Raw genomic sequence first — 23,761 nt, 5'->3', positions numbered from 1 at the left:
GCGCCCCCGCCCCGGCGCGTCAGCCGGCCAGCGCCTCCTCGGGAGCCCCGCTGGCCCGCGGCTCCGTCACCCGCACCTCGGGCGTCTCCCGGTGCGCCGGATCGCGCACCTCGCCGACCAGCAGCTCCAGTACGTCCTCCAGGGCCACGAGCCCCAGCACCTTCCCGGACGCGTCCGCGACCTGCGCCAGATGGGTGGCGGCCCGGCGCATGACCGTCAGGGCGTCGTCCAGCGGGAGTTCGGAGCGGAGGGTCGTCATGGGCCGCCACAGCTGCTGCGGCACCGCCCGCTCGGAGTCCTCCTGGTCGAGTACGTCCTTCACGTGCAGGTAGCCCATGAAGGCGCCGCCGTTCTCCGCGGCCACCGGGAAGCGGGAGTACCCGGTGCGGGCGGTGAGCTCGACGATCTGTCCCGGAGTGACCGAGGGACTGACCGTCACCAGCGACTCGCGGGTCAGCAGCACGTCGGTCACCGGGCGGGAGCCCAGCTCCAGGGCGTCCTCCAGGCGTTCCTGCTCCTCGGGGTCGAGCAGACCGGCCTGGCCGGAGTCCTCCACCAGCCGGTTGAGCTGTTCGCTGGTGAAGACCGCCTCGACCTCGTCCCTGAGCTCCACCCGGAAGAGCCGCAGGATGCCCTGGGCGCAGGCGCCGAGGGCCACCGTGATGGGGCGGCACAGGCGGGCGAAGGCGACCAGGCCGGGGCTGAGCCACAGCGCGACCTTCTCGGGCGCCGCCATCGCCAGGTTCTTCGGCACCATCTCGCCGATCACGAGGTGGAAGAACACGACCGCGGCGAGCGCGACGACGTAGCCGAGCGGGTGGATCATCCCGTGCGGCAGGTGCATCCACTCGAAGACCGGCTCCAGCAGCCGGGCGACCGTCGGCTCGGCCACCGCGCCCAGGGTCAGCGAGCAGACGGTGATGCCGAACTGGGCGGCCGCCATCATCTGCGGCAGCCGCTCCAGGCCGTGCAGGACCTGCCGGGCCCGGGCGGTGCCGAGCGGTTCGATCTGGCTGCGGCGCACGGAGACGAGCGCGAACTCGGCGCCGACGAAGAAGCCGTTGGCCAGGACGAGCAGGGCGGCGAACAGGAGTTGGAGCACGCTCATCGGGACGCCTCCAGGACGGGTGCCGTCCGCACGACGCGGACCCGCTCGGCGCGGTAGTGGCCGACCTGGCGCACGGACAGCCGCCAGCCGGGCAGCTCGGCCCGGTCGCCGACGGCCGGGATCCGGCCCAGCAGGTCGGCGACCAGGCCGGCGACCGTCTCGTAGGGGCCCTCGGGCACGTCGAGGCCGATGCGCCGGAGGATGTCGACGCGGCAGCTGCCGTCGGCGTCCCAGGCGAGGCGGCCGTCGTCCGGCGGGGCTGCGGCGAGTTCGGGCACGTCCTGGCCGTCGTGCTCGTCACGGACCTCGCCGACGATCTCCTCGACGATGTCCTCCAGTGTGACCACTCCGGCCGTGCCGCCGTACTCGTCGACGACGACGGCGATGGGCTGTTCGCTGCGCAGCCGCGCGAGCAGCGGCTGCACCGGGAGCGTCTCGGGCACCAGCAGCGCCGGGCGGGCGATGCGTCCGACCGGAGTGCGCAGCCGGTCACGCGAGGGGATCGCCAGGGCGTCCTTCAGATGGACCATGCCGACGATCTCGTCGATCTTCTCCCGGTAGACGGGGAAGCGGGACAGGCCGGTGGCGCGGGTCAGGTTGACCACGTCCTCGGCGGTGGCGGAGGACTGCAGGGCGCTGACCTTCACCCGCGGGGTCATGACGTGCTGCGCGGTCAGCTCGGCCAGCGACAGCGTCCGTACGAAGAGGTCCGCGGTGTCCTGTTCCAGGGTGCCGGCCTGTGCGGAGTGCCGGGCCAGGGAGACGAGTTCGCCGGGGGTGCGGGCGGAGGCCAGCTCGTCGGCGGGTTCGACGCCCAGGGCGCGGACCAGTCGGTTGGCGACGGCGTTCAGCGCGGCGATCACCGGCCGGAACAGGCGGGCGAAGGCGTGCTGCGGGCCGGCGACGAAACGCGCGACCTGCATCGGTTTGGACACCGCCCAGTTCTTGGGCACGAGTTCGCCGATCACCATCTGCACGGCGGAGGCGAGCAGCATGCCGACGACCACAGCGACACCGGAGACGGCTCCCCGGGGGACGCCGGCCGCGCTGAACGGGCCGCGCAGCAGTTCGGCGAGCGCCGGCTCGGCGAGCATGCCGACCACCAGGGAGGTGATGGTGATGCCGAGCTGGGTGCCGGAGAGCTGGAAGGACAGCTCCTTGAGGGACTCGACGACCGTACGGGCCCGTCGGTCGCCCTGGGCGGCGGCCCGCTCGGCGTCCGTGGCTTCGACGGTGACCAGGCCGAACTCGGCCGCCACGAAGAAGCCGTTGGCGAGGATCAACAGGAGGGCCGCTCCGAGGAGCAGCAGGGGGGTGCTCATGATGCCGCCGCCTCCGCGTACACACGGACCGGGTCCGCGGTATGTCGGCAGGGGGCGGCGCAGGTACTACAGGACGATCCGTCCATCGCCGGAGAGGGTCACTCCTCGGGTAGCAGGAACCCCTGGGCGCCGGGCGGCGCGCAGGGGTGGAGGCGCAGCGAAAAAAGCCTCCGCCAACAGATTAATCAAGACATGGGCCTGTGCGGCAGGGTGGACGGCCCCGAGTCAGCCCTGAAGTTGCATGCGATCAGTCACGGTGCTGCTCGGGATCCCGGGCGGACCGGGCCTCGGCGAGTGCCCGCAGGGTGCGCGCGTCGGTGATGGCCCGCTCTTTCGCGATGCCCGGCTGGATGCCGAGCGCGGGCAGGCTGGTGCCGTCGCTGAGGTTCAGGAAGACCCAGGGGTCGCCGGGCCGCAGGTTCACCTGGACGATCTCGGGCCACTCCAGGCGGCGCCTGCTCGTGATGTTCACCACCGTGACGCCGGACTCGTCGGCGACGACCTTCGGCCGGGAGAGCAGGAGCAGCACGGCGAAGAGCAGCGCCCCGGTGAGGACGAAGCTGAGGCGCTCGCCCGCGCTGAGCTGCTCCAGCAGCATCGCGACCGTCGTGATCACCACGAAGATCGCGAGGCCGGCGGTGAGCAGGACGGCCCGGGTGCGGCTCGGCCGGAACGTGACGGGGAGGGAGGGCAGGTCGGACATGGTCAACGGCTCTCGTACGGCTCTCAGAGACGGCAGGCGTGGATGGCCGTGGTCAGGATGGCCCGGGCGCCGATGTCGTACAGGTCGTCCATGATCCGCTGGGCCTCCTTGGCGGGGACCATCGCGCGGACGGCCACCCAGCCCTCGTTGTGCAGCGGGGAGACGGTCGGCGACTCAAGGCCCGGGGTGAGCGCGACGGCCTTCTCGAGCTGCTCGACCCGGCAGTCGTAGTCCATCATCACGTACGTCCGGGCCACGAGGACGCCCTGCAGTCGGCGCAGGAACTGCTGCACCTTGGGGTCGTCGGCCTCGGCGTCGGTGCGCCGGATGACGACGGCCTCGGACTTCATGATGGGCTCGCCGAAGACCTCCAGGCCCGCGTTGCGCAGGCTGGTGCCGGTCTCGACGACATCGGCGATGACCTCGGCGACGCCCAGCTCGATGGCGGTCTCGACGGCGCCGTCCAGGTGGACGACGGAGGCGTCGACGCCGCTGTCGGCGAGGTGCCCGGCCACGATCCCCTCGTAGGAGGTGGCGACCGTCCTGCCCTTGAGGTCCTCGATGCCGTTGGCGGTGCCCGGCTTGGCAGCGAAGCGGAACGTGGAGCGGGCGAAGCCCAGCGGCAGGATCTCCGCGGCGTCGGCGCCGGAGTCGATCAGCAGGTCACGGCCGGTGATGCCGATGTCGAGGCGGCCGGAGGAGACGTAGATGGCGATGTCGCGGGGGCGGAGGTAGAAGAACTCGACCTCGTTCTCCGGGTCGACGATCCGCAGCTCCTTGGCCTCCCGGCGCTGCTGGTAGCCGGCCTCATGCAGCATCTCCCCCGCGGGGCCTGACAGGGAACCCTTGTTGGGGACGGCGATGCGCAGCATGAGGTCGGCTTCCTTTGTTCGTTTCGTACGGTGCGGGTGGGGGTGACGGCTCAGAGGTGGGCGTAGACGTCGTCCAGCGAGATGCCGCGGGCGACCATCATCAGCTGAACGTGGTAGAGCAGCTGCGAGATCTCCTCCGCGGCTGCCTCCTTGCCCTCGTGCTCCGCGGCCATCCAGACCTCGGCGGCCTCTTCGACGACCTTCTTGCCGATGGCATGGACGCCCTTGCCGACCAGTTCCGCGGTGCGGGAAGTGGCGGGATCGCCGTGGGCTGCCTTGTGCTGGAGCTCGGTGAACAGCTCCTCGAACGTCTTATTGGACATGGTGGCGCTCACTTTACGCGTGTGCCGGCCGCGCTAGCGCCAGGGTTCGGATACTGAGCGGAGGGTGGCCGCGGTCGCCACCGCCGCCGTCACCGCCTCGTGCCCCTTGTCCTCGCTGGAGCCTTCGATTCCGGCCCGGTCCAGGGCCTGTTCCTCGGTGTCGCAGGTGAGGACGCCGAAGCCGACGGGGACGCCGGTCTCGACGGAGACCTGGGTCAGGCCGCCCGTGACGCCCTGGCACACGTACTCGAAGTGGGGGGTGCCGCCGCGGATGACGACGCCGAGCGCCACGATCGCGTCGTATCCCCGGCCGGCCAGCACCTTGGCCACCACCGGGAGCTCCCAGCTGCCGGGAACCCGCAGCAGGGTCGGCTCGTCGATCCCCAGGTCGTGCAGGGCGCGCAGGGCGCCGTCCACCAGGCCGTCCATCACCTTTTCGTGCCACTGCGCCGCGATGACGGCGACCCGCAGGTCCCCGACGTTGCGTACGGACAGTTCCGGTGCACCCTTGCCGCTCACGTCTCTCCTCAGTTCTCTTCTTACTGGTTGCCGCAGGCGGACACGGGGGCCGTGTCCAGCCAGGGCAGGTCGTGCCCCATCCGGTCCCGCTTGGTGCGCAGGTAGCGGAGGTTGTGCTCGCCCGCCTGTACGGGCATCGGCTCCCGCCCGGTGACCTTGAGGCCATGGCGCACGAGCGCGTCGGTCTTCTCGGGGTTGTTGGTCAGCAGCCGCACGCTGCGGACGCCGAGGTCCTCCAGGATCTGCGCGCCGGCCCCGTAGTCGCGGGCGTCGGCGGGCAGGCCGAGCTCGAGGTTGGCGTCGAGGGTGTCGCGGCCGCGTTCCTGGAGCTCGTAGGCGCGCAGCTTGGACATCAGGCCGATGCCGCGCCCCTCGTGGCCGCGCAGGTAGACGACCACTCCCCGGCCCTCCTCCTGGATCCGGTCCAGGGAGGTGTCGAGCTGGGGGCCGCAGTCGCAGCGCTGCGAGCCGAAGACGTCGCCGGTGAGGCATTCGGAGTGGATGCGCACGAGGACGTCCTCGCCGTCGCCGATCTCGCCGTGGACGAGGGCGACGTGCTCGACGCCGTCGACGGTGGAACGGTAGCCGTACGCCGTGAACGTGCCGTGCACGGTGGGCAGATGCACCTCGGCCTCGCGGCGCACGGTGGGCTCGGCGCCGCGTCGGTAGGCGATCAGGTCCTCGATGGAGATGATCGTCAGGCCGTGCTTGCGGGCGAACGGGATCAGCTCGGGCAGGCGCAGCATGCGGCCGTCCTCGCCGGCGATCTCGACGATCGCGCCGGCCGGGCGCAGGCCGGCGAGCCGGGCCAGGTCGACGGCGGCCTCGGTGTGGCCGTTGCGGACCAGGACCCCGCCGGAGCGGGCACGCAGCGGGAAGATGTGGCCGGGGCGGACGAAGTCGTCGGCCGCGGCGGTGCCGGTCGCGAGCAGCTGGAGCGTGGTGGCACGGTCGGAGGCCGAGATGCCGGTGGTCACACCGTGCGCGGCGGACGCGTCCACGGTCACGGTGAACGCGGTCTTCATCGACTCGGTGTTGTCGTCGACCATCTGCGGCAGCTTCAGCCGGTCGAGTTCCTCGCCCTCCATCGGCGCGCAGATCAGGCCGCGGCACTCGCTCATCATGAAGGCGACGATCTCGGGGGTCGCCTTCTCGGCGGCGATGACGAGGTCGCCCTCGTTCTCGCGGTCCTCGTCGTCGACGACCACGACCGGGCGGCCGGCCGCGATGTCGGCGACGGCCTGCTCGATCGGGTCGAGCGACCAGTCCTCGATGTTGTCGGTGCTGTACAGGATCGGGGCCGAGGTCATGCCGGCGCTCCTTCCAGGACGGGCCGCGCGTCCCTGCGGGAGCGCAGCCACCAGTCGCGCATGCCCCACAGGACGAGTGCGCCGTAGATGACGTAGACGAAGCCGGAGAAGGCGTAGCCGTTGGCGAAGTTCAGGGGGACGCCGACCAGGTCGACGAGGAGCCAGGCGAACCAGAACTCGACCATGCCGCGCGCCTGGGCGTACATGGCGACGACGGTGCCGACGAAGATGTAGGCGTCGGGCCAGGGGTCCCAGGAAAGCGTCGGGTAGGCCTTGAAGAGCAGGGCCACGGCGACGGTGCCGGCGGCCGCGGCGGCGATCATCGCCGCGCGTTCGCGCCAGGTGGCGAAGCGCACGGAGATCTGGCCGTCCGCGCCCTCTCGCTTGCGGCGGTTCCACTGCCACCAGCCGTAGCCGGCGACGACCATGACGACGACCTGCTTGCCGGCGCTGCCGGTCAGGTGACTGTAGAAGGCGCCGAAGAGGATCAGGCCGGACAGGAACTGCACGGGCCAGCTCCAGATGGAGCGGCGCCAGCCGAGGGCGAGGGCGATCAGGCCGAAGATGTTGCCGATCATGTCCGACCACAGGATGTGCTGGTCGAAGAGGACGAAGGCCTCGGAGTTCAGCCGGTTCACCTGTCCGCCCCCTGACCGGTGGCGAGCAGCCGCTCGACATACTTGGCGATGATGTCGACCTCGAGGTTGACCGGGTCGCCGGGCTGCTTGCGGCCGAGCGTGGTCAGGTCGAGGGTGGTGGGGATGAGGCTGACGGTGAAGTGGTCCGCGCCGGCCTCGACGACGGTGAGGCTGATGCCGTCGACGGTGATGGAGCCCTTCTCGACCACGTACCGCGCGAGGTCCGCCGGGAGTGAGATCTTCACGATCTCCCAGTTCTCGGAGGGCTTGCGCTCCAGCACCTGACCGGTGCCGTCGACATGGCCCTGCACGATGTGGCCGCCGAGGCGCGCGCCCACGGCGGTGGGGCGTTCGAGGTTGACGCGGGATCCGACGGCGAGCGCGCCCAGGCTGGAGCGGTCCAGGGTCTCGGCCATGACGTCGGCGGTGAACTCGTCGTCCTCGTGGTCGACGACGGTCAGACAGACGCCGTTCACGGCGATGGAGTCGCCGTGCTTCGCGCCCGCGGTGACGACGGGGCCGCGCAGCCGGAAGCGGGACGCGTCGCCGAGGTTCTCGACGGCGGTGACCTCGCCCAGCTCTTCGACGATTCCGGTGAACACTTCCCGGGTCCTCCTGCCTCTTGGGGCACGGACTCCGGGGCTGTCGATGACGACAGAACAACGGACAGGAACACCGGGAACGACGCCGGACAGGGTTCGCCTCAAGGACGAACCGGTACGGCGGCGCGCACGAATGCCCGCCCGCCGCGCACTGCCTCCCATCCGGACTTTAACCGTCGGTCCAGGAATTTCACCTGGTCAACCGGCCGCTGGAAGCGACCGGGTCGCGGACTGTAACCGCCGGTTCGGACTTTCACCGACCCCGGAGTGCGCTGCTTCTGGTACAGGGCCAGTGTGCCACGCCGTGTCGGCGTCCATACGGGCGAATGCTGTGGGGTGGCTCACAACGACCTTCGCTGGACTTCCCTGACGGCCCGTGAGGCCGTCAACTCCCGACCCCTCAGGCCCGCTTGAGATTGGTCCATACCTATTGACCAGCGTGGTCTAGTCCTTTTAGGGTCTGCGCAGGTGACCGGGTTCCGCCCGCCCCCTCGCGGACCGGCCCGGCGGCGGTGACGACGGCCCTTGCCCGCCGCCGGGCCTCCATTGCCGTACGGCGGCGCGTCGGCACCGTGAGCGCGGGACGAGCGCGGTCGGGTGGCGCGACCGGCGGGCCGCCCTTCACGGACCCGGCGGGCGGGTGCGGCCGGACGGACGGTTTTCCGGGGGTGCGAAGAGTTCCTCCTGGGCCCGGTCCCGCGCCGTGAGCAGTGCGCCGCGCAGGACCGCGCCGCCACCCAGCGCGCTGGACCGCACCTCGGTGGGCAGGGGTGACATCCGGGCCAGGCGGTGCTGGACCCGGGCGGCGAGCGTGTCGCCGCCGGCCCGGCCGATCTCGCCGGCCAGCACCAGGCAGCCGGGGTCCAGGACCGAGATGACGGCGGCGGCGCCGAGGGCCACCCGGTCGGCGAGGGCGTCGAGGAAACGCTCGGCGGACGGGTCCGCGCCGGCCCGCCGGACCGCCGCCCGCACCAGCGCCTCCGTGGCCGGCCCCGACCCGGCGGGCTCCGCCGGCACGCCGTGCCGCGCCGCGAGGGCCGCGACCGCCGCCGCCCCCGCGAGGGAGTGGAAGCCGCCGTCGCAGTCGGTGGCGGAGGGCAGCCCCGACGTCCCGGGGACGGGCAGGAAGCCGATCTCGCCCGCCCCTCCGTTGGCGCCCCGGCGCAGCGCCCCGTCCAGGACGACCGCGGAGCCGATCCCCATGCCGAGCCACAGCAGGACGAAGGTGTCCCGGTCCCGGGCGGCCCCGTCGCGCTGTTCCGCCAGCGCCGCGAGGTTGGTCTCGTTCTCCACGCTGAACCGGGCGTCCGGGAACCGCTCCTGAAGGGCCGCCACCAGTCGGCGGTGCCACTCGGGCAGGCCGGTGGAGTCGCGGAGTTCGCCGCTCGCCGGATCGATCAGGCCGGGGGCGCCGATGCCGACGGTGTGCAGCCGGTCGGCCCCCGCTTCCTTCACCACCCGTTCGACGAGCGTGACCGCCTGCTCCACCGCGGAACCGGTACCCGTGTCGGGGCCGATCGGCACCGACGCCTCGGCCAGCGCCCGGCCGAGGAGGTCGGAGACGACCACGGAGACCCCTTCCAGGCGCACGTCCAGGGCCGCCAGGTGGGCCTGGTCCGCGACGATGCCGTACACCTTCGCGTTCGGGCCCCGGCGCTGTTCCCCCGACTCCCCGACCACGGCGATCAGACCGGCCAGCGTGAGACGTTCGACGAGGTCGGCGACGCTCGGCCGGGACAGACCGGTCAGCTGCTTGAGTCGCCCCGCCGTCAACGGGCCCTCCTGCTGGAGCAGACGCAGGGCGAGCCGGTCGTTGATGGCCCGGGCGGTGCTCGGGGATGCGGGCATGCCGGGATCCTTCCAGATCGGCGGGGTCGCACGCCGGGCGACCGGTTACGCGCTATCTATCAGGCAGGGTCCCTGATAGTTTACGTCGGCCGTGCGGGGAACAGACCTGGGAGGGGTCGGAGAATGGGTGCAGTGATCTACGAGCAGCGCGAGGTGAAGCGCGCCCGGTACGCCGTGGCCGCCGTCTTCGCCGTGCACGGCGCCGTCACCGGCTCATTCGCGACGCGGGTGCCGTGGGTCCAGGACCATGCCTCCGTCAGTGCGGGACAGTTGGGCCTCGCCCTCGCCTTCCCCGCGCTCGGCGCCTCGCTCGCGATGCCGCTGGCGGGCAGCGTCACCCACCGTTTCGGTGCCCGGAACGCGCTGCGCGGACTGATCGCCCTGTGGACACTGGCGCTGGTCCTGCCCTCCCTCGCCCCGAACCTGCTGACGTTGTGCGTGGCCCTGTTCATCTACGGGGCCACGGCGGGCATGGCGGACGTGGCGATGAACGCGCTCGGCGTCGAGGTCGAGAACCGTCTCGGCCGCTCGATCATGTCCGGCCTGCACGGCATGTGGAGCGCGGGCGCCCTGATCGGCTCGGCGGCCGGCACGCTCGCCGCCCACCTGGGAGCGGACGCCCGGCTGCATCACCTGCTGGCGGCGGGAATCCTGACCGTGCTCGGCGTGGGCGCGTGCTCCTGGGTGCTCGACCTGCAGCCCGCCGAGGACGAGGATCCGCCGCCCCGGTTCGCGCTGCCGCCCAGGTCGGCGCTGCTCATCGGCGCGGTCGGCTTCTGCGCGGTGTTCGCGGAGGGCGCCAGCCTGGACTGGTCGGCGGTCTATCTGCGCGACCGGCTCGAATCCTCGGCGGGACTCGCGGCGGCCTGCACGACGGGCTTCACGCTCACCATGGCGGTCGCGCGGATCGCCGGCGACCGGGTGGTGGACCGGTTCGGTTCCGTGGCGACGGTCCGCGCCGGCGGTGTCCTCGCCGTACTCGGCGGACTGCTGGTCGTCGTGGCGGGCCATCCGGCCGTGGCGATGGCCGGGTTCGCGCTGATGGGCCTCGGTATCGCGGTCGTCGTCCCGCTCTGCTTCGCCGCGGCGGGCCGCAGCGGCCCCAACCCGAGCCAGGCCATCGCGGGCGTCGCGACCATCACCTACACCTCCGGCCTGGTCGCGCCGAGCGCGATCGGCGGCATCGCCCAGGCGACCAGCCTGATGGTGTCGTTCGGTCTGGTGACCCTGCTGGCGTGCGGGCTCGTGGTCTTCGCCGGGGTGCTGCGCTCGGCCGACCGGGACCGCCCGAAGCTCAGCCCGCCGGCCGAAGCAGTTCCCGGCCCGCGGTCCTGAAGCGGTCGCTCCAGGGCGCGGGGCGCAGGGTTCCCGCGTCCAGCCGCACCAGCACCCGGGTGCCGCGCGCGTAGGTCGTGCCGCCGTCCGCCGAGCAGAACCGGAAGCCGTAGGTCAGGCCGGTGGTGCCGAGGCGCTCCAGCCAGAGGTGGACGGCGTAGGCGCCGCTCCGGGTGACCGGGAGGTCGTAGGAGATCAACAGTTCCCTGACCACGTTGCAGGCGTCACCGGCGCTCGCCCAGTCGCCGTCGAAGCGGATGCCGTGCCCCTGCCAGAACTCGGTCCAGGCCCGTTCGACGAGCAGCGGGTAGCGGGCGTTGTGCAGCATGCCGAGCGCGTCCAGGTCGTCGAAGTGGACCGTGACGGGCATCAGCCGGCCGTAGGACAGGGCGGGGGCGGTCGGGGCTTCGGCGGTCACGGCGGGACTCCTGAGTGTATGGGGCAACGATCGCTATCCTAAGCGGTCGCTCACCCTCCCCCTCCACGTGACAATGGTCCGGAACCCGCACGTACGAGGAAAGCGAAACCGCACCATGGATCTTGGCGTCCGCTGGAAACTGCACGGCGACGGACGCACCCCGGCGCCCGGGGCGGTGGTCCGTCCCGACGAACGGCTCTCCTGGCCGCGCACGGTCGGGCTCGGCGCCCAGCACGTGGTCGCGATGTTCGGGGCATCGTTCGTGGCCCCGATCCTGATGGGTCTGAACCCCAATCTCGCCATCATGATGTCCGGGGTCGCGACCGTCGTCTTCCTGCTCGCGACCCGGGGCCGGGTGCCCAGCTACCTGGGCTGCTCGCTGTCGTTCGTCGGGGTCGCGGCCGTGATCCGCGCGCAGGGCGGCACCAGCGCGACCGTGACCGGCGCGGTCTTCGTCGTGGGCGTCGCGCTGTTCCTCGTGGGTCTCGCGGTGCGGCGCTTCGGGGCGCGGATCATCCACGCGGTGATGCCGCCGATCGTCACCGGCGCGGTCGTGATGCTGATCGGCTTCAACCTGGCCCCGGTCACCGCCTCCACCTACTGGCCGCAGGACCAGTGGACGGCCCTGCTGGTGATGGCGTTCACCGCTCTGGCGGTCGTCTGTCTGCGTGGTTTCTGGTCCCGGATCGCGATCTTCCTCGGCCTGGTCTTCGGCTACGGCGTGTCCTGGGCCTTCGACCGGATCTTCGGCCGGATCCACTCGGTGGACGCGAGCGGCAAGGTCACCGACCACTGGCGGCTCGACCTCTCCGGGGTCGGTCACGCCGACTGGATCGGACTGCCGGCCCTCCACGGGCCGTCCTTCGAGTGGTCGGCGATCCTGGTCGCCCTGCCCGTCGTCATCGCGCTGATCGCCGAGAACGCCGGACACGTCAAGGCGGTCGGCGAGATGACCGGGGACCCGCTGGACGACAGGCTGGGCACCGCGATCGCCGCCGACGGCGTCGGCTCCATGCTGTCCACCGCGGTGGGCGGCCCGCCCAACACCACCTACTCCGAGAACATCGGTGTGATGGCCGCGACCCGCGTCTACTCGACGGCCGCCTACTGGGCCGCCGCCGGCTTCGCACTCCTCTTCGGCGTCTGCCCCAAGTTCGGCGCGGTCGTGGCCGCGATCCCGGGCGGCGTCCTCGGCGGCATCACCGTCATCCTCTACGGCATGATCGGCCTGCTCGGCGCCCAGATCTGGATGAGCGCCGGGGTGGACCTGCGCAACCCGCTCAATCTGGTGCCGGCCGCGGCGGGCATCATCATCGGCGTCGGCGACGTCACCATGAAGTTCACCGACACCTTCTCGCTGAGCGGCATCGCCCTGGGCACGCTGGTCGTGATCATCGGATACCACGCGCTGCGCGCGTTCGCGCCCGCCCACCTCAGGACGCAGGAGCCGCTGCTGGACGAGGGCACCTCCTCGTACGACACGGAAGCTTCCGGCGAGGGAGCTCAGCGCGCCAACTCGTAGGCGTACGACGGCGTGAACGTGCCCGGCGTTCCCTTGCAACCGTCCGACTCCCCCGGCAGCTTCACCCACAGGTAGGCGTCGATGCGCGCCTCACCGGTGTCCAGGCTCGGTGCCCGGCCGATCCTGCGGCCCGAGGGGTCGCACCACTCGCCGTCGGCCGGGGCGCCGTTGCCGTTGCGGCTGGTGTCGATGACGGCGCCCAGGCCCGCGGGACCGCCGAGGGCGTCGAGGACCCGGCGGTCGTAGGCGATCTCGTCGGACGTGAGGTGGAAGTTGGAGACGTTGCTGAAGATGCCGTCGGAGGAGTCGGCCGAGGCGGCGCCCGCCTGTTTCAGGAGGGCCGCCTGCTGCGCGGGCGTGTTCCAACCGGAGTGGCCCGCGTCGTAGTAGACCCGCGCGCCCGGGTTCGCTGCCTTGAGGACGCGGCCCGCGCGGGCCAACGAGGCGAAGCGGTCGGCGCGTTCGTCCTCCGCGAGGCAGTCGGCCTGGGCGATCGAGTCGGGCTCCAGGATCACGACGACCTCCGAGGAGCCCAGTCCTGAGGCGAAGCCATCGATCCAGTCGTCGTACGCGCCCAGGTCGGGCGCTCCGCCCTCCGAGGCCCCGCCGCAGTCACGGCCGGGTATCGCGTACGCCACGAGTACCGGCACCCGGCCCTGCCCGGCGGCGCCGGACGTGACCGCGCGCACCCGGCCGGCGATCGTCGACGGCGAGAAGTCGGCGAACCAGACCGCCGTCGGCCGGTCGGCGATGCGGGACCCGATGACCTGGGCGCGCGAGTCGCCGGGGTGGGCGCGCACCCACTCGAGCACCTGGGAGTCGGCGTACCGGTACAGCCCCGTCGAGGCGGCGGCCGGCCCCCGTACGTTCCCGGACTTCCTGGGCGAAGGGCTGGCCTTGCTGGTGGCCGGTGAAGGGCTGGGAGAGGTCGTGGCCGAGGGGGACGCCGACGGGACGGCGGGCAGCGGTGCCAGTCGAGGCGAGCTGGTCACCCGGGGCGCGGCCTCGTCGGAGCCGCGCCCGTCGTCGAGCGCGGAGAGCAGTCCGGTGACCGTTCCGAGGGCGACGACGCACGAGGCCGCGGCGACCATGACGGCACGCCGGGCGGCGCGTGTGCGCCCGGCCCGCTGTCCGGTCTGCCGACGGGCACGCGAACCTGACACGGTGCCGCTCCCCCTCCCGCGCGACGGGCGCGTTCCCCCGTTGTGGGGAAGCCTCGGGCCCGCCGGTATCCGGGCCAGCGTAAAGCTGCGACTCTGCCCACATGGTGCAATGCGAACAAGTCACCACTCCCGTCGACGAGGTCCTCTCCCGTATGCGCGCGCTCGACGCGAACCTGCCGGAGCGGGACGGGGTGGCGGTCTTCAACCGCGTCTACCTCGCCGTCACCGAGGCGGTCGACCGACGCGTCGACGCCGGTCGCCTCGGCGACCCGCGCGCCCTGATCACCCTGGACGTACGGTTCGCGGAGCGCTATCTCGCCGCGGTGGAGTCGGTGGCCGACGAGCGGCGCCCGCCCGCCTGCTGGCGGCCCGTGTTCCAGTTCCGCCGCCATCCCGGCGTACGACCGCTGCAGTTCGCGCTCGCGAGATGAGCAGACATGCACTCCATCCGATAGCCCACTGACCTGCGTAAACCCAAAGAAGCCCCGCCCGCCTCCACAGGGGTGGGAGACGGACGGGGCGTCAGGGGACTCCACCCCCAGGAGGTGAGGACCCGCCGGGGGTGGAGCCTTACGGGCGCGTGAGCCAGGGAGGGAATCGGCCGACCTCACATCAACCTCAACCACTCTGCTCTGTCGCGCCCACCGCGAACCGGGCGCGTACCAGACCCGGTCCGCGGGCTCAGGGGGCGTCGTCCTCCGTCGGAGGTTCGCCAGTACTGAAGTTCGTTATGTGCGTGACGCGGAACGTGACGTGCCAGGGCTTCAGCTGCGTGTGCTCCTCCGCCCACGCCACCGGGTCGGGCACATCGTCAACGTGGTGCATCCCAACGCACCGGGTGCATTCGACGTACATGCGCGCCGGTAATGCCTTGAGTCCGTCGCTGCTGTGCACGCTGGGGAACGGCTTCGTCCCGCTCACCGGACGCGGTTCCGCGATCGCTCATTCTCGACGCGAACCTTCGCCCTTACCGCTTCCTCTGCGGTCGCCGGCCGGACGTATCCGCGGCCGACTAACCACTCCCGCCCGCCCCCGACGGGGCGCAGGTATACGGACTCCGTCGTCTCGTCGCGGTATTCCCCGAGACGATCGTGAAGGGTGTCCATCATGACGTCGCCGACGTCGGGCCGTTCTCTGGTTTCAGGGCGTGGCACGACGCCTCCAAATTCTCCGGGACTCCTGTGCATCGAAGGTAGGCGGGAGCCCGACCGGAGTTCCACGAAGTTCTATGGAGTTCTACGCATTTTCAGTCGAGGGAGTCAATCGACGCCGAGATGAGCGACCGAGCGCGCGCCCCGTAGACCGCGAGTGACACCATTTCCTCGAAGGCATGGGCGTACTGAGAGATCTCTCCAGGCGTCGTCACCGTGATGGCAGCCGTCAGCAGCTCCACGTGGACGCGTTCCTCGTCGAAGATCGTGAACGTCTCCAGTGTCCACATGTCCCGGGGGCGACCCGCGGGGACGATGCCGACTGACACGGAGGGCAGCGCCATGACGGAGAGCAGGTAGCCCAGTTGGCCCGCCATGGTCGCCGGGTCTCCGACCACGTGGCGTAGGACGCTCTCCTCCAGGAGGATGGCGAAGCGGTGAACGCCTTCACGGATGATGTGTGACCGCTCTACGCGCGCAGCTGCCGCATCGGCGACGTCATCAGGCGTCCCGTGGACGCGCGCAATGCTCCCCAGGAGCGACGCCGCGTACTCGTACGTCTGGAGGAATCCTGGGATGACGGTAGAGCTGTAGACGCGGAACTGTTGGGTTCGCTCGTACAGCGGGATCCGGGACTCTTGCAGCCGTCGCAGCCCCGTGCGCTGCACGCGGCGCCATTCGAGGTACATCGAGTCGGCCGTGCGATTCGCCGCTAGAAGATCCGGGATCCGGTCCTCCGCGTCGCAAGCGCGACACCATGCGCGGATGTCCTCGTCGGATGGCGGCGTCGTAGCGCTCTGGAGCCGCGACACCTTCGACGGGAGCCAGCCGGCTCGGGCTGCAACCTCCCTGCCCGTCAGACCGGAGTCACGGCGGATCTCGCGGAGTTGCTCCGCGATGGCACGGCGTGCGGCGTCAAGCGCCGATGACGGGTAGGGAGACTGCATCTGTCGACGTCGCTCAGATCCGGTAGTCCTCGTGCGGGATGGCGCGATCCCAGATGGATTCGAACGCCTCCGCGTGGCGCTTCACGACGTCGTCTGAGTCCTCCACGACGTCGGTGACAAACTGGCCGTTACCTGCGAACAGGCTGAAGCGGATGAGTCGGTCGTCGAAGATCCACAGATCGTTCCCCGGGATCAGGAGATCTGATGCCAGGCGTCGAGGCAGCCACCGAACCGCCTCGCCGGCCTCGATGTTCTGCGGCGTGCACGAGTGCTCGTAGCCGATGTACTCGCTTACGGGCTCCGACACGACGCGAGCGCGTCGCATGACAACTCCGCGGCTCACGGCGTCCGACACGACGTCGTGGAAGTCGTTCCACCACGACGAGCGGTCGTCGAGGTCGTACCTCCGCCCGTCGCGCCAGGCAGCGAAGTCGGCGTCTTCCTCGGCGACCCCGTAGACGTCGCGCGTCTCCAGGTGGACCGCGGAGCGACGGCAGCCGGCGAGCAAGTCAGCGAACGGCGGCACGTTCCGCGACATCGAGTGCCTCCCTGATCTGCTGCACCATGCGGACAGGCAGTCGGACGACTGCCTCCGTGTCGGGGATCGGTCCCGTCGCAAGGCATTGTGCCTGTAGAGCCTCGTCCGCCTTCCATCCCTGGAACACGAACTCTTGCCTGTCCTCGTCGAGCCATACCGTCGGGCAGTGGTCGCCGTTTGTCTCGGGGTCCTTACCGAACGAGCGTAGAGCCATGATGACCTCCGTCGTCACGCGGATTGCGCAATGTTCTACGACCATCACGCCCACGGGTGCAGCCGTCAAGAGTGCCTAGAGCCATCCCGCGTGACGCATGCGACGGCGCCACATGCGACCGTGTTCAGGAGTGCAGTACTGCCTCACACGCCCCGCTCCGGACGCCTGCTCCAGTGTCACGCCACAGTGCAAGCACGTCGTCTGCTGCCGCTTCGCCGGCTGTCCAAGCATGGTTCCTCCTGAAAGTCGAAAGCCCCGCGGTCCATGTCGGTCCGCGGGGCGTAGCTGGGGGTGGGCCGGCCCCATGTCGGAGCCGGCCCGCAGTGTGCGTGTGGTGTGGTGATCAGGTGTAGCGACCGGCTGAGATCAGCCGGCCCGTGTCGGCGTCGTACGCCTCGATCTTCTGCTCAATGATCCCGCCGACTTCGCGGCCGTCGAGGTAGGTGTGCGAGACGACGTTGATGTTCGGCGCACCGCTTCCGCTCTTCGCGGCGCGAATGTCGTCCCACTGTCCAGAGGTGAACACAGGCTCCGGCTTGCCTGTCCCGTTCGCTACCAGGTTTAGACCAGGCTGGAGCAAACCGCCCGAATCGTACCAATGCGGCGAGCGAGCAAGCCACTTCGAGTAGGCGGCCGACGGAGATCCGTAGTCGGGGCGCCCCTTGATGTAGCCGAGACCCCAACGGATCTGCGTCTTGTAGTTCGTCAGCCAGTCGGAGCCGGCGGACGCCATCTTCGTTGCGGGCAGTGCCTGCGGGATTCCGTAGGCGCCGGACGAGGCGTTACGCGCGTTCCAGCGCCACCCCGACTCGCCGTTCCACAGTTGCTTCAGCGGGCCGAACTGCGAGGGTCCCCACCCGTAGTTGGGGAGGATGCTCTTCGCGTACCGCTGCGCCGCTCCGGCAGCCTGCGCGTTGAACCCGCCGGCCGGACCCGTCAGGTACGGCATGGGGTCGACAGGCGTTCCGCCCAGTCGCGCCTCCAGGTGGAGGTGAGGTCCGGTGACGTTGCCAGTTGCGCCGACCTTGCCGATCTGCTGCCCCTGCTTAACCACCTGGCCGACTGACGTCAGCATGCGGCTCATGTGCGCGTACAGGGAGGAGAGTCCGCCACCGTGGCTCACCATGACGTGGTTGCCGTAGGGGCCCCCGCTGGAGGCTCCGGTGACCTGGCCGTTGGCTACGGCGTTGATCCTCGTCCCGACGTCTGCCGGGAAGTCGAGGCCCGTGTGATGGCCACTCGACCACATGTTGCCGGCGACCCCGAATCGCGTTCCGAAGGGGACGTTGACGGGCTTGACCCACTGGCCTCCCGATACGTCGCCCTGGAACATGTTCGCGACGGCGTCAACGATCTTGTCCTTCAGGCTGCCGGCCATCTTCACCGGGTAGGACGCGAGAGCCTTGCCCATGAGGGAGGTTCCTACGCCGCCCGTCACCTTCGACATGACTGGCTTCAGGAGCGAGTTCCAGACCTTCGCAGGGTGGATCATCAGATCCGCGCCCGTCTTAGCCCAGTCGATTCCCTTGCCGATGACGTCGCCGACGGTGTCCTTCGTCCAGTCCCACGCTCCGCCGATGATGCCGCCGGATTCGAGGAGCTGAGTTCCCGCCTGTTGATGCATCGCGAGCGCGCGGCTGCGGTACTTCGGGTCCGTCGGAATGACGTACTCGGGATAGCGAGGATTACCCTCGCCGACGATGGCCGTCGGTCGGTTCGTCTTCATCGGGCGCGCGGGACCCCAACCGTTGCCGATTGTTCCGCCCGCCTCCAGGAGCTTAGAGCTCGTAACAGGATCTTGTTGAAGCATGCTGGTGGGACGTAACCGGTGTGACTATCCGGCCGTTCGCGAGGTGTGGGTACTCGACCGTGGATGGTGGACGATGAGTTGTGGGTGCTGATCGAGCCGTTACTGCCGCCGTGGCCGGAGCGGTCCCCGGGGCCACGACCGGTGGCGGATCGGCTCTGCCTCCAGGGCATCCTGTTCGTTCTCTACAACGACATAGCCTGGCAACTCCTACCCCTGGAGCTGGGGTTCGGCTCGGGGCAGACCTGCTGGCGCCGCCTGGACCGGTGGCAGAGAGCAGGAGTCTTCGACCGGTTGCACCGGGTCCTGCTCGCGGAGCTGAACGCGGCTGGCGAACTCGACTGGTCAGGTGCGTGCGTGGACGGCTCTCACATCCGCGCGAAAAAAGGGGCGCCGACACCGGTCCGTCGCCGGTCGACCGGGGAAAACGGGCAGCAAGCACCACCTGATCTGCGATGGACGCTGCACCCCGCTGAAGGTCATCACGACCGCGGCCAACGTCAACGACGTCACCCAGACCCTCGCCCTGGTCGACGGCATCCCGCCCGTCGCGGGCCGCCCCGGCCGGCCCCGCCGCAGGCCCGAAGCCCTACTCGGCGACAAGGGCTATGACTCCAACGCCCACCGCGACGAGTTGCGTCGCCGACGGATCCTGCCCGTCATCTCCTGCAAGGGATCACCGAACATCAAGGGCATGGGCAAGCTTCGCTACGTCGTCGAGCAGACCTTCGCCCTGCTGCACCACTTCAAACGCCTCGCCGTCCGCTGGGAACGCCGCACCGAACTCCATGACGCCTTCGTCTCCCTCGCCTGCAGCCTCATCTGCTGGCGACGGCTTTGGAAGCCCAAGAACGACTGACCGGTGTCAGGGCAGGCCAGGGCCCCAGCTCGCTGCTGCAGAACGTTGGTACCCTCCGCATCTACGCGAGGCGGGGAGATGATCGTGGGAGCAGAGCCGTCGAGTCCTCCGAGCCGCTCGTTCAGCGGAACTGGCTTTGGCGTCCTCTTCGGTGGGCTCACCGCGGTGGCAATCATTGCTGCCATTGGGAGGGCATGGGCTGCTTGCGACATCGGCGTCAACGCAGCAGCCAACAGCATGACATTGATGTTTCTTGCGCCTCTTATATGGATCGCCGCTGCGGTTCCGTGGGTGATCCTGCACAGAACCCTCGGGAAGCGTCATCGCAGTACAGCTCTGGCTGCAGGGTTCGTCTTCACCCTGTGGTTCGCCTGGTTCCTGGTCACATGGATTGGCATGCCGGACTCCTACCCCACCCCGCTGTGCCCGGGCAACGTCCCACCCTGGTGGCCGAGCTTCATCCCGGCATGACTCCGGCGTAGCCCGTAAACGACCTCGCGGCGGCAACCTCAACAGCACCCCCCGTACCAGCCGCGGGACGCCAGCAAGATCGTGTTACGAGTTCTTAGGAGCCTCCGGGAGTTTCTTCAGTCCGACGAAGCCGGCGACCTTATCCCAGACCGCCTTAATGCCCTTTGTGTAAACCCACTTGATAATGAAGTTCACGGGCGTCTTCGAGTGGTCTACGACGCTTTGCCAGGCTTCCTTGATGCTGTCACGCATATCGCCGAACGCGTCGGCAATGTCGTCGGTGATCGGCTTCACGCCGTGGTCGTACAGCCATTCCAGTTTGTCAGCTACCCACCCGAAATCCTTCCGCATATCCTTGAACGCGGGGGCGAGGTGCCGGTCGTAGAGGGCGCGTACCTTGTCGGAAATCCACCCCGTCACGGGCTTTATCGCGTGGTCGTAGAGCCAGACGAATTTGTCGCCGACATACTTGATCGCGTCCCAGAATCCCGAGAAGAACGGCTTGAGATCTTCCAAACCGAGGTTGCACGGTCGCCGATGTACGTGAACGAAGGCTTTATCGCCTTCTCCCACAGCCACATCGCGATGACTCCGACGGCCTGAATCAGTATCCAGATCGGCGTGAGGACGGCCGTCACCACGATGGCGAACAGGATCCGCGCAGCGAGCCATATCCCTTCGAAAGCGGGTTTGATCGCTTGCTTCCAGAGCCATACTGCGACGTCGCCGACCGTCTTCAGTGTGTCGCGGAACCAGCCCCAATGCTTGTAGGCATAAATGACCGTCGCGACGAGGGCGACGATAGCGACGCCGATCAGGACAATGGGATTCGCAGCCATGACGAGATTGAACGCAAACACTGCCAGCGTCCACAGTTTCGTGGCGACCCATGCGCCGTACATGAGCTGAATCAGCCAGGGCAGCGTATCGGCAACGGAGGCTATCCCGTCGGCCAGACTTCCGATCAGCCTGAGCAGCGGGCCGGAGACGGGTGACATCGCCGTTCCGATGGCCAGGAAAGCTCCGGCGATGGATCCCAGGGTCCGAGCGATCAACGGGCCGTGCTCGTCCGCGTAGTTCAGGAACCGTTCGAACTTCGGAGAGCCCTTCAGGCCGGCGCCCCAATTGGCGAACCGGCCGGACGCCTTGACCATGCGGTCAGCGATTCCGTCGATGTGCGGTAGGAAGGCGTCGACGACGCCGGCCGCGCCTTTCAGCACGTTCCCGAGCGTCTTCCCCAGACCGACGATCGCCGGTCGAGCACTCTTCTCGATGTCCGCCTTGAATCGTCGCCAGAACGGTTGCTTCAGCTCGTTCGATGCAGCGTCCTGGAGCTCCGCAACACCTGCCGCTGCCTCTCGCACGAGCGGCGAGAGTCCCGGCAGTGACGCCTTCGCCCCGTCGACGCCGCGCGTGAAGAGCGGCAGGACGTCAGGCTGAAGCTCCTTCGACCACGCCTTGAACGCCGCCGTGATGCCCTTCGGGCCGGCAATGGAGTCGTAGAGGTCGCGCTGCTCGGGAGTGAGCTTCGCGAGTGCCTTACGGTACTCGTCAGACTTCGTCGCAGCCTTGACAGTCGTGTCGATGCTCGACAGGCGAGCCGACTCGACGCCCCGTTCGGCGGACGCGATGGAATCCGCGGCCTGGACCTGCGTGTCTGCGGCGCTCTGGACGGCGTCGGCCAGGGAGCGCTGAGCGTCGACCACGGACTGAGCCGCCTCGACCTCCGCGCGGGCTGCGTCGCGGTGCGCGTCGGCTACGGCTTCCGTCTGATCGCGGACGCTGCGCTGAGCTTCGGCGAGTTGCTCCGCGGCGCTTCTGACATTCGCGTTTCCGCTGACGCCTGCCTTCTCGGCTTCCTTCGCGTCTTTCTGGAGTTCCTTGAACTGCTTTTTCTGCTCCGCCGCAGCCTGTACCGACTGGTCATAGGCGAGCTGCGCGCGCTGGAGCTGGAGGTCAGTAGCCTTGCCGGCGTCGTACTCAGCTTGCGTCTTAGCTAGCTCCTGTTGCGCCTCCTGGACGCGGAGCGTGGCGTCACGCTGGTCAAGGGCGCCGTCGGCAAGCTTGTCGTTGAGGTCGGCGAGTTGCTGCACTGCGTCCGCGCGAGCCTGCGTGAGGTCTTCCTCCGCCTGCCGGGCCTGACGCTTGGCGTCGGAGAGGGAACGCTCTGCGCGCTCGACGCTCTCCGCGGCCTGACGTCGCTGATCCGCGGCACGCTGTGCGGCGTCGGCAACGGCGCGTTCAGCGTCGGCTACCTGCCGGTTGGCCTGCGCGATGGAGCGGGCTGCGTTGCGGTGGGCGGCCGTCAATGCTTGCTGTGCGCCCACCATCTGAAGTGCACGCTGCGACGCCTTGACGGAGGCGGCAGCGCTGTTGTCCGTCGCGGACTTCGCTTCCTTCTCCGCCGCGGACTTCGCCTGAATGACGGCAGTGACGCCCTTGATCGCGGGGATAGCTGCCAGAGCAAGTGCGCCCACTCCCGCTCCAGCGGCGACGGCCGCGGAGGCTATGGCGCCGATACCGGCGGCAGCTACCGGGACTAGGGGGATCGCAGCTACGGCACCGATTTGAATTCCGAGCATGCGCAAAGCAGATATTGCGCCGGCCGTGTCAGCCTTGACGCGGATATTCACGTCGTCGCGGTCGACGTCGTTTATCTGCGCCTGAACTGCCGCCAATGCAGCACGCGCGGCAGCCGTGTCCGTTCTCACCTGAACGGTTGGGTTGTCGGCCGCCAAACGCGCCAACGCTGCGTCAATCTCAGTGATTTCCGCGAGTGCCGCGCCGGCGTCAAGGTCTATGCCGATCGTCTTGCCGGACAACGACGCTATGCGTGCCCGCAAACGGTCGAGATCGGCGTTCAGGCCCGTATCTCCGAGACGAACGTCAGCGCGCGGGAGGGATTTGAACGCCTCCTCCAGCTTGCGCTTTACAGAGCGTCCGAAGGCGCCTCCAACTTGCCCGCCTTCACGGTCCGCGGCCACTCTCGCGCGCCGTCCGCCGCTCACCACCGCATCCGGGATGCTCACGACGATGTTCCGGGATATGGCCTCGCCGATGCGCTCGCCGGCCTCCCGCCCCACGCGGTCCGCGGCAGGGAGGACGGCAGCCTTCAGTTTCTCGTGGAACTGCGAAGCAATCGGGACGATATCGACTGCTGCGGTTCCGACAATGTCAAGATCCGGCATCGAGCACCCCGCACAGTCCCGGAGCCTCGTCATACTCCGCCGCATGGGCGCGGAGGTTTAGCAACTCGTTGATCAGGATGAGTTGATGAGAACGGCGTTCAGTTTCCGTTGTCGGCTCCGAACGGGCGACAACTAGACTCGCCTCCGTGAACTCTTTGCAGGCAATAGAGCAGTAAGCGAACACCTCCAGACCACCGATTTCGGTCAACCCCAGCAACGGCGAGAAACGACAGTCGGGGCGGAGGCAACGCGTTGGTTCATGGTTCATATGAATTCCTGACATGCAAAAACCCCCAATGCGTCCATTGGGGGCTAGGTGGATGGGGCTGAGTTCCTCAGGGGCGCGGGGCGTCCTCCGGAAAGACTCCGGGGACGAACTCCCACGGGTTCGAGCGTGCGTCGAGAAGTTCCGATAGGCGGAGAAGTTCCGCGGCCTCCACCACGTCACTGGCGCGCATGGCGCAGCGCGCCCTGACGCTCCACCTATAGCAAGCGGCGCTGCACCACTGCGTCACGGCGCCGTTCGCCCTCCGGCGCTTACCGCGCTCAAACCTGCAACCGGCTCGGTCGCACGTCGGTGACGTCGCGAATTCCATTGAGTTCCTCCTGAGGGCAACAAAAAAGCCCCGAGGACGCTCCTCGGGGCTTCGAACGCTTTTAGGTCTCTGACCTGCGGGTTGTAACGGCTGTGGAGGGATCTTGCGCGTACTGAATGATCGTCCGTCGCGCACGATCCGCCTCGTCGGCCGCGCGCCAGAGCCCCCAACGGGGCGTCAGAGGGCCCTGCGGCGGCGCCTGGAAGCGTTACATCTCAGGTCCCCAGACCCGTACAGACAGCGACGCCCAGCACCTTTACGGTCTTCAAAGATCAAGATCAGGGGTCACCCCCTGGGTGATCATGGT

23 protein-coding genes, 2 pseudogenes and 1 riboswitch are annotated in these 23,761 nt (G+C 69.1%); of the genes and pseudogenes, 6 read left to right on the top strand and 19 right to left on the bottom strand.

Going from position 1 to position 23,761, the window contains the following annotated elements:
- Window positions 1-19: 19 nt before the first annotated feature.
- From OG985_RS37445 to OG985_RS37400, 10 genes are all read right to left on the bottom strand, one after another.
- Window positions 20-1,108 (bottom strand): hemolysin family protein, encoded by a 1,089-nt coding sequence (locus tag OG985_RS37445; RefSeq protein ID WP_371672806.1) that lies wholly within the window; start codon window positions 1,106-1,108, stop codon window positions 20-22.
- Entirely contained in the window at window positions 1,105-2,430 is a 1,326-nt protein-coding gene (locus tag OG985_RS37440; protein ID WP_371672805.1) for a hemolysin family protein, read from the bottom strand. Before OG985_RS37440 ends, OG985_RS37445 begins: the two co-directional genes overlap by 4 nt.
- A gap of 247 nt (window positions 2,431-2,677) precedes the next feature.
- Complete coding sequence (locus OG985_RS37435; RefSeq protein ID WP_371672804.1) at window positions 2,678-3,133, bottom strand: PH domain-containing protein; 456 nt, start codon at window positions 3,131-3,133, stop codon at window positions 2,678-2,680.
- 23 nt (window positions 3,134-3,156) lie between these two features.
- Window positions 3,157-4,005: an ATP phosphoribosyltransferase gene (gene hisG / locus OG985_RS37430; RefSeq protein ID WP_371672803.1), complete on the bottom strand. Its 849-nt coding sequence runs from the start codon at window positions 4,003-4,005 to the stop codon at window positions 3,157-3,159.
- A 50-nt stretch (window positions 4,006-4,055) separates the two neighbouring features.
- Window positions 4,056-4,328: a phosphoribosyl-ATP diphosphatase gene (locus OG985_RS37425; protein WP_371672802.1), complete on the bottom strand. Its 273-nt coding sequence runs from the start codon at window positions 4,326-4,328 to the stop codon at window positions 4,056-4,058.
- A gap of 33 nt (window positions 4,329-4,361) precedes the next feature.
- The gene (ribH, locus tag OG985_RS37420; protein ID WP_356039993.1) at window positions 4,362-4,847 is read right to left on the bottom strand and encodes a 6,7-dimethyl-8-ribityllumazine synthase; all 486 of its coding nucleotides are present in this window, start codon (window positions 4,845-4,847) and stop codon (window positions 4,362-4,364) included.
- A 20-nt stretch (window positions 4,848-4,867) separates the two neighbouring features.
- Window positions 4,868-6,157, bottom strand: coding sequence for a bifunctional 3,4-dihydroxy-2-butanone-4-phosphate synthase/GTP cyclohydrolase II (locus OG985_RS37415; RefSeq protein WP_371672801.1), 1,290 nt, complete (start codon window positions 6,155-6,157; stop codon window positions 4,868-4,870).
- Window positions 6,154-6,795, bottom strand: coding sequence for a nicotinamide riboside transporter PnuC (locus OG985_RS37410; RefSeq protein WP_371672800.1), 642 nt, complete (start codon window positions 6,793-6,795; stop codon window positions 6,154-6,156). Before OG985_RS37410 ends, OG985_RS37415 begins: the two co-directional genes overlap by 4 nt.
- Entirely contained in the window at window positions 6,792-7,397 is a 606-nt protein-coding gene (locus OG985_RS37405; RefSeq protein WP_371672799.1) for a riboflavin synthase, read from the bottom strand. Before OG985_RS37405 ends, OG985_RS37410 begins: the two co-directional genes overlap by 4 nt.
- 144 nt (window positions 7,398-7,541) lie before the next feature.
- A riboswitch (FMN riboswitch) is annotated at window positions 7,542-7,672 on the bottom strand.
- Window positions 7,673-8,018: 346 nt separating this feature from the next.
- Window positions 8,019-9,245 carry an ROK family transcriptional regulator gene (locus tag OG985_RS37400; RefSeq protein ID WP_371672798.1) on the bottom strand — a complete coding sequence of 409 codons (1,227 nt, stop codon included), beginning with the start codon at window positions 9,243-9,245 and terminating at the stop codon, window positions 8,019-8,021.
- Between the two features lie 123 nt (window positions 9,246-9,368).
- Here OG985_RS37400 and OG985_RS37395 point away from each other — a divergent pair, with 123 nt between their 5' ends.
- Entirely contained in the window at window positions 9,369-10,580 is a 1,212-nt protein-coding gene (locus tag OG985_RS37395; protein WP_371672797.1) for an MFS transporter, read from the top strand.
- Here the strand turns inward: OG985_RS37395 and OG985_RS37390 are convergent.
- On the bottom strand, window positions 10,540-10,998 hold the full coding sequence (locus OG985_RS37390) for an acyl-CoA thioesterase (RefSeq protein WP_371672796.1): 459 nt from the start codon (window positions 10,996-10,998) through the stop codon (window positions 10,540-10,542). The two genes, OG985_RS37395 and OG985_RS37390, sit on opposite strands and share 41 nt — an antisense overlap.
- Window positions 10,999-11,113: 115 nt before the next feature.
- Here OG985_RS37390 and OG985_RS37385 point away from each other — a divergent pair, with 115 nt between their 5' ends.
- Entirely contained in the window at window positions 11,114-12,520 is a 1,407-nt protein-coding gene (locus tag OG985_RS37385; protein ID WP_371672795.1) for a uracil-xanthine permease family protein, read from the top strand.
- Here the strand turns inward: OG985_RS37385 and OG985_RS37380 are convergent.
- On the bottom strand, window positions 12,502-13,611 hold the full coding sequence (locus OG985_RS37380; RefSeq protein ID WP_371674603.1) for a glycoside hydrolase family 6 protein: 1,110 nt from the start codon (window positions 13,609-13,611) through the stop codon (window positions 12,502-12,504). The genes OG985_RS37385 and OG985_RS37380 overlap by 19 nt on opposite strands.
- Before the next feature lie 173 nt (window positions 13,612-13,784).
- Here OG985_RS37380 and OG985_RS37375 point away from each other — a divergent pair.
- Window positions 13,785-14,108, top strand: a pseudogene (locus OG985_RS37375) (DUF5995 family protein); the annotation flags it as partial.
- A gap of 821 nt (window positions 14,109-14,929) precedes the next feature.
- Here OG985_RS37375 and OG985_RS37370 read toward each other — a convergent pair.
- The 4 genes from OG985_RS37370 to OG985_RS37355 all read right to left on the bottom strand — a co-directional run bounded on the left by OG985_RS37370 (window position 14,930) and on the right by OG985_RS37355 (window position 18,343).
- Complete coding sequence (locus tag OG985_RS37370) at window positions 14,930-15,781, bottom strand: helix-turn-helix domain-containing protein (protein WP_371672794.1); 852 nt, start codon at window positions 15,779-15,781, stop codon at window positions 14,930-14,932.
- Between the two features lie 13 nt (window positions 15,782-15,794).
- Window positions 15,795-16,319: a DUF6879 family protein gene (locus OG985_RS37365; protein ID WP_371672793.1), complete on the bottom strand. Its 525-nt coding sequence runs from the start codon at window positions 16,317-16,319 to the stop codon at window positions 15,795-15,797.
- The gene (locus OG985_RS37360) at window positions 16,291-16,533 is read right to left on the bottom strand and encodes a hypothetical protein (RefSeq protein ID WP_371674602.1); all 243 of its coding nucleotides are present in this window, start codon (window positions 16,531-16,533) and stop codon (window positions 16,291-16,293) included. Before OG985_RS37360 ends, OG985_RS37365 begins: the two co-directional genes overlap by 29 nt.
- Window positions 16,534-16,876: 343 nt before the next feature.
- The gene (locus tag OG985_RS37355) at window positions 16,877-18,343 is read right to left on the bottom strand and encodes a peptidoglycan DD-metalloendopeptidase family protein (protein WP_371672792.1); all 1,467 of its coding nucleotides are present in this window, start codon (window positions 18,341-18,343) and stop codon (window positions 16,877-16,879) included.
- A 63-nt stretch (window positions 18,344-18,406) separates the two neighbouring features.
- Between OG985_RS37355 and OG985_RS37350 the strand changes: the two are divergent.
- The 3 genes and pseudogenes from OG985_RS37350 to OG985_RS37340 all read left to right on the top strand — a co-directional run.
- Window positions 18,407-18,580: pseudogene (locus tag OG985_RS37350) on the top strand (transposase); the annotation flags it as partial.
- 109 nt (window positions 18,581-18,689) lie between these two features.
- Window positions 18,690-19,199 (top strand): IS5 family transposase, encoded by a 510-nt coding sequence (locus OG985_RS37345; RefSeq protein ID WP_371672791.1) that lies wholly within the window; start codon window positions 18,690-18,692, stop codon window positions 19,197-19,199.
- An 84-nt stretch (window positions 19,200-19,283) separates the two neighbouring features.
- Window positions 19,284-19,670: a hypothetical protein gene (locus tag OG985_RS37340; RefSeq protein ID WP_371672790.1), complete on the top strand. Its 387-nt coding sequence runs from the start codon at window positions 19,284-19,286 to the stop codon at window positions 19,668-19,670.
- Between the two features lie 84 nt (window positions 19,671-19,754).
- Here the strand turns inward: OG985_RS37340 and OG985_RS37335 are convergent, their stop codons facing one another.
- Genes OG985_RS37335 through OG985_RS37325 form a run of 3 tightly spaced genes read right to left on the bottom strand, consistent with a single transcriptional unit; the run spans window position 19,755 to window position 23,126 of the window.
- Window positions 19,755-20,186 carry a hypothetical protein gene (locus tag OG985_RS37335; RefSeq protein WP_371672789.1) on the bottom strand — a complete coding sequence of 144 codons (432 nt, stop codon included), beginning with the start codon at window positions 20,184-20,186 and terminating at the stop codon, window positions 19,755-19,757.
- Entirely contained in the window at window positions 20,096-22,858 is a 2,763-nt protein-coding gene (locus tag OG985_RS37330) for a hypothetical protein (RefSeq protein WP_371672788.1), read from the bottom strand. The genes OG985_RS37335 and OG985_RS37330 overlap by 91 nt, the downstream gene beginning before the upstream one ends.
- Window positions 22,845-23,126, bottom strand: a complete 282-nt coding sequence (locus tag OG985_RS37325) for a hypothetical protein (RefSeq protein ID WP_371672787.1) — start codon at window positions 23,124-23,126, stop codon at window positions 22,845-22,847. Before OG985_RS37325 ends, OG985_RS37330 begins: the two co-directional genes overlap by 14 nt.
- Between the last annotated feature and the right edge of the window lie 635 nt (window positions 23,127-23,761).

The sequence above is a fragment of the Streptomyces sp. NBC_00289 genome, from assembly GCF_041435115.1.
Classification (GTDB): Bacteria; Actinomycetota; Actinomycetes; order Streptomycetales; family Streptomycetaceae; genus Streptomyces.
Note: the sequence above shows the minus strand (reverse complement) of the source record. Positions and strands in the feature narration are given on the sequence as shown.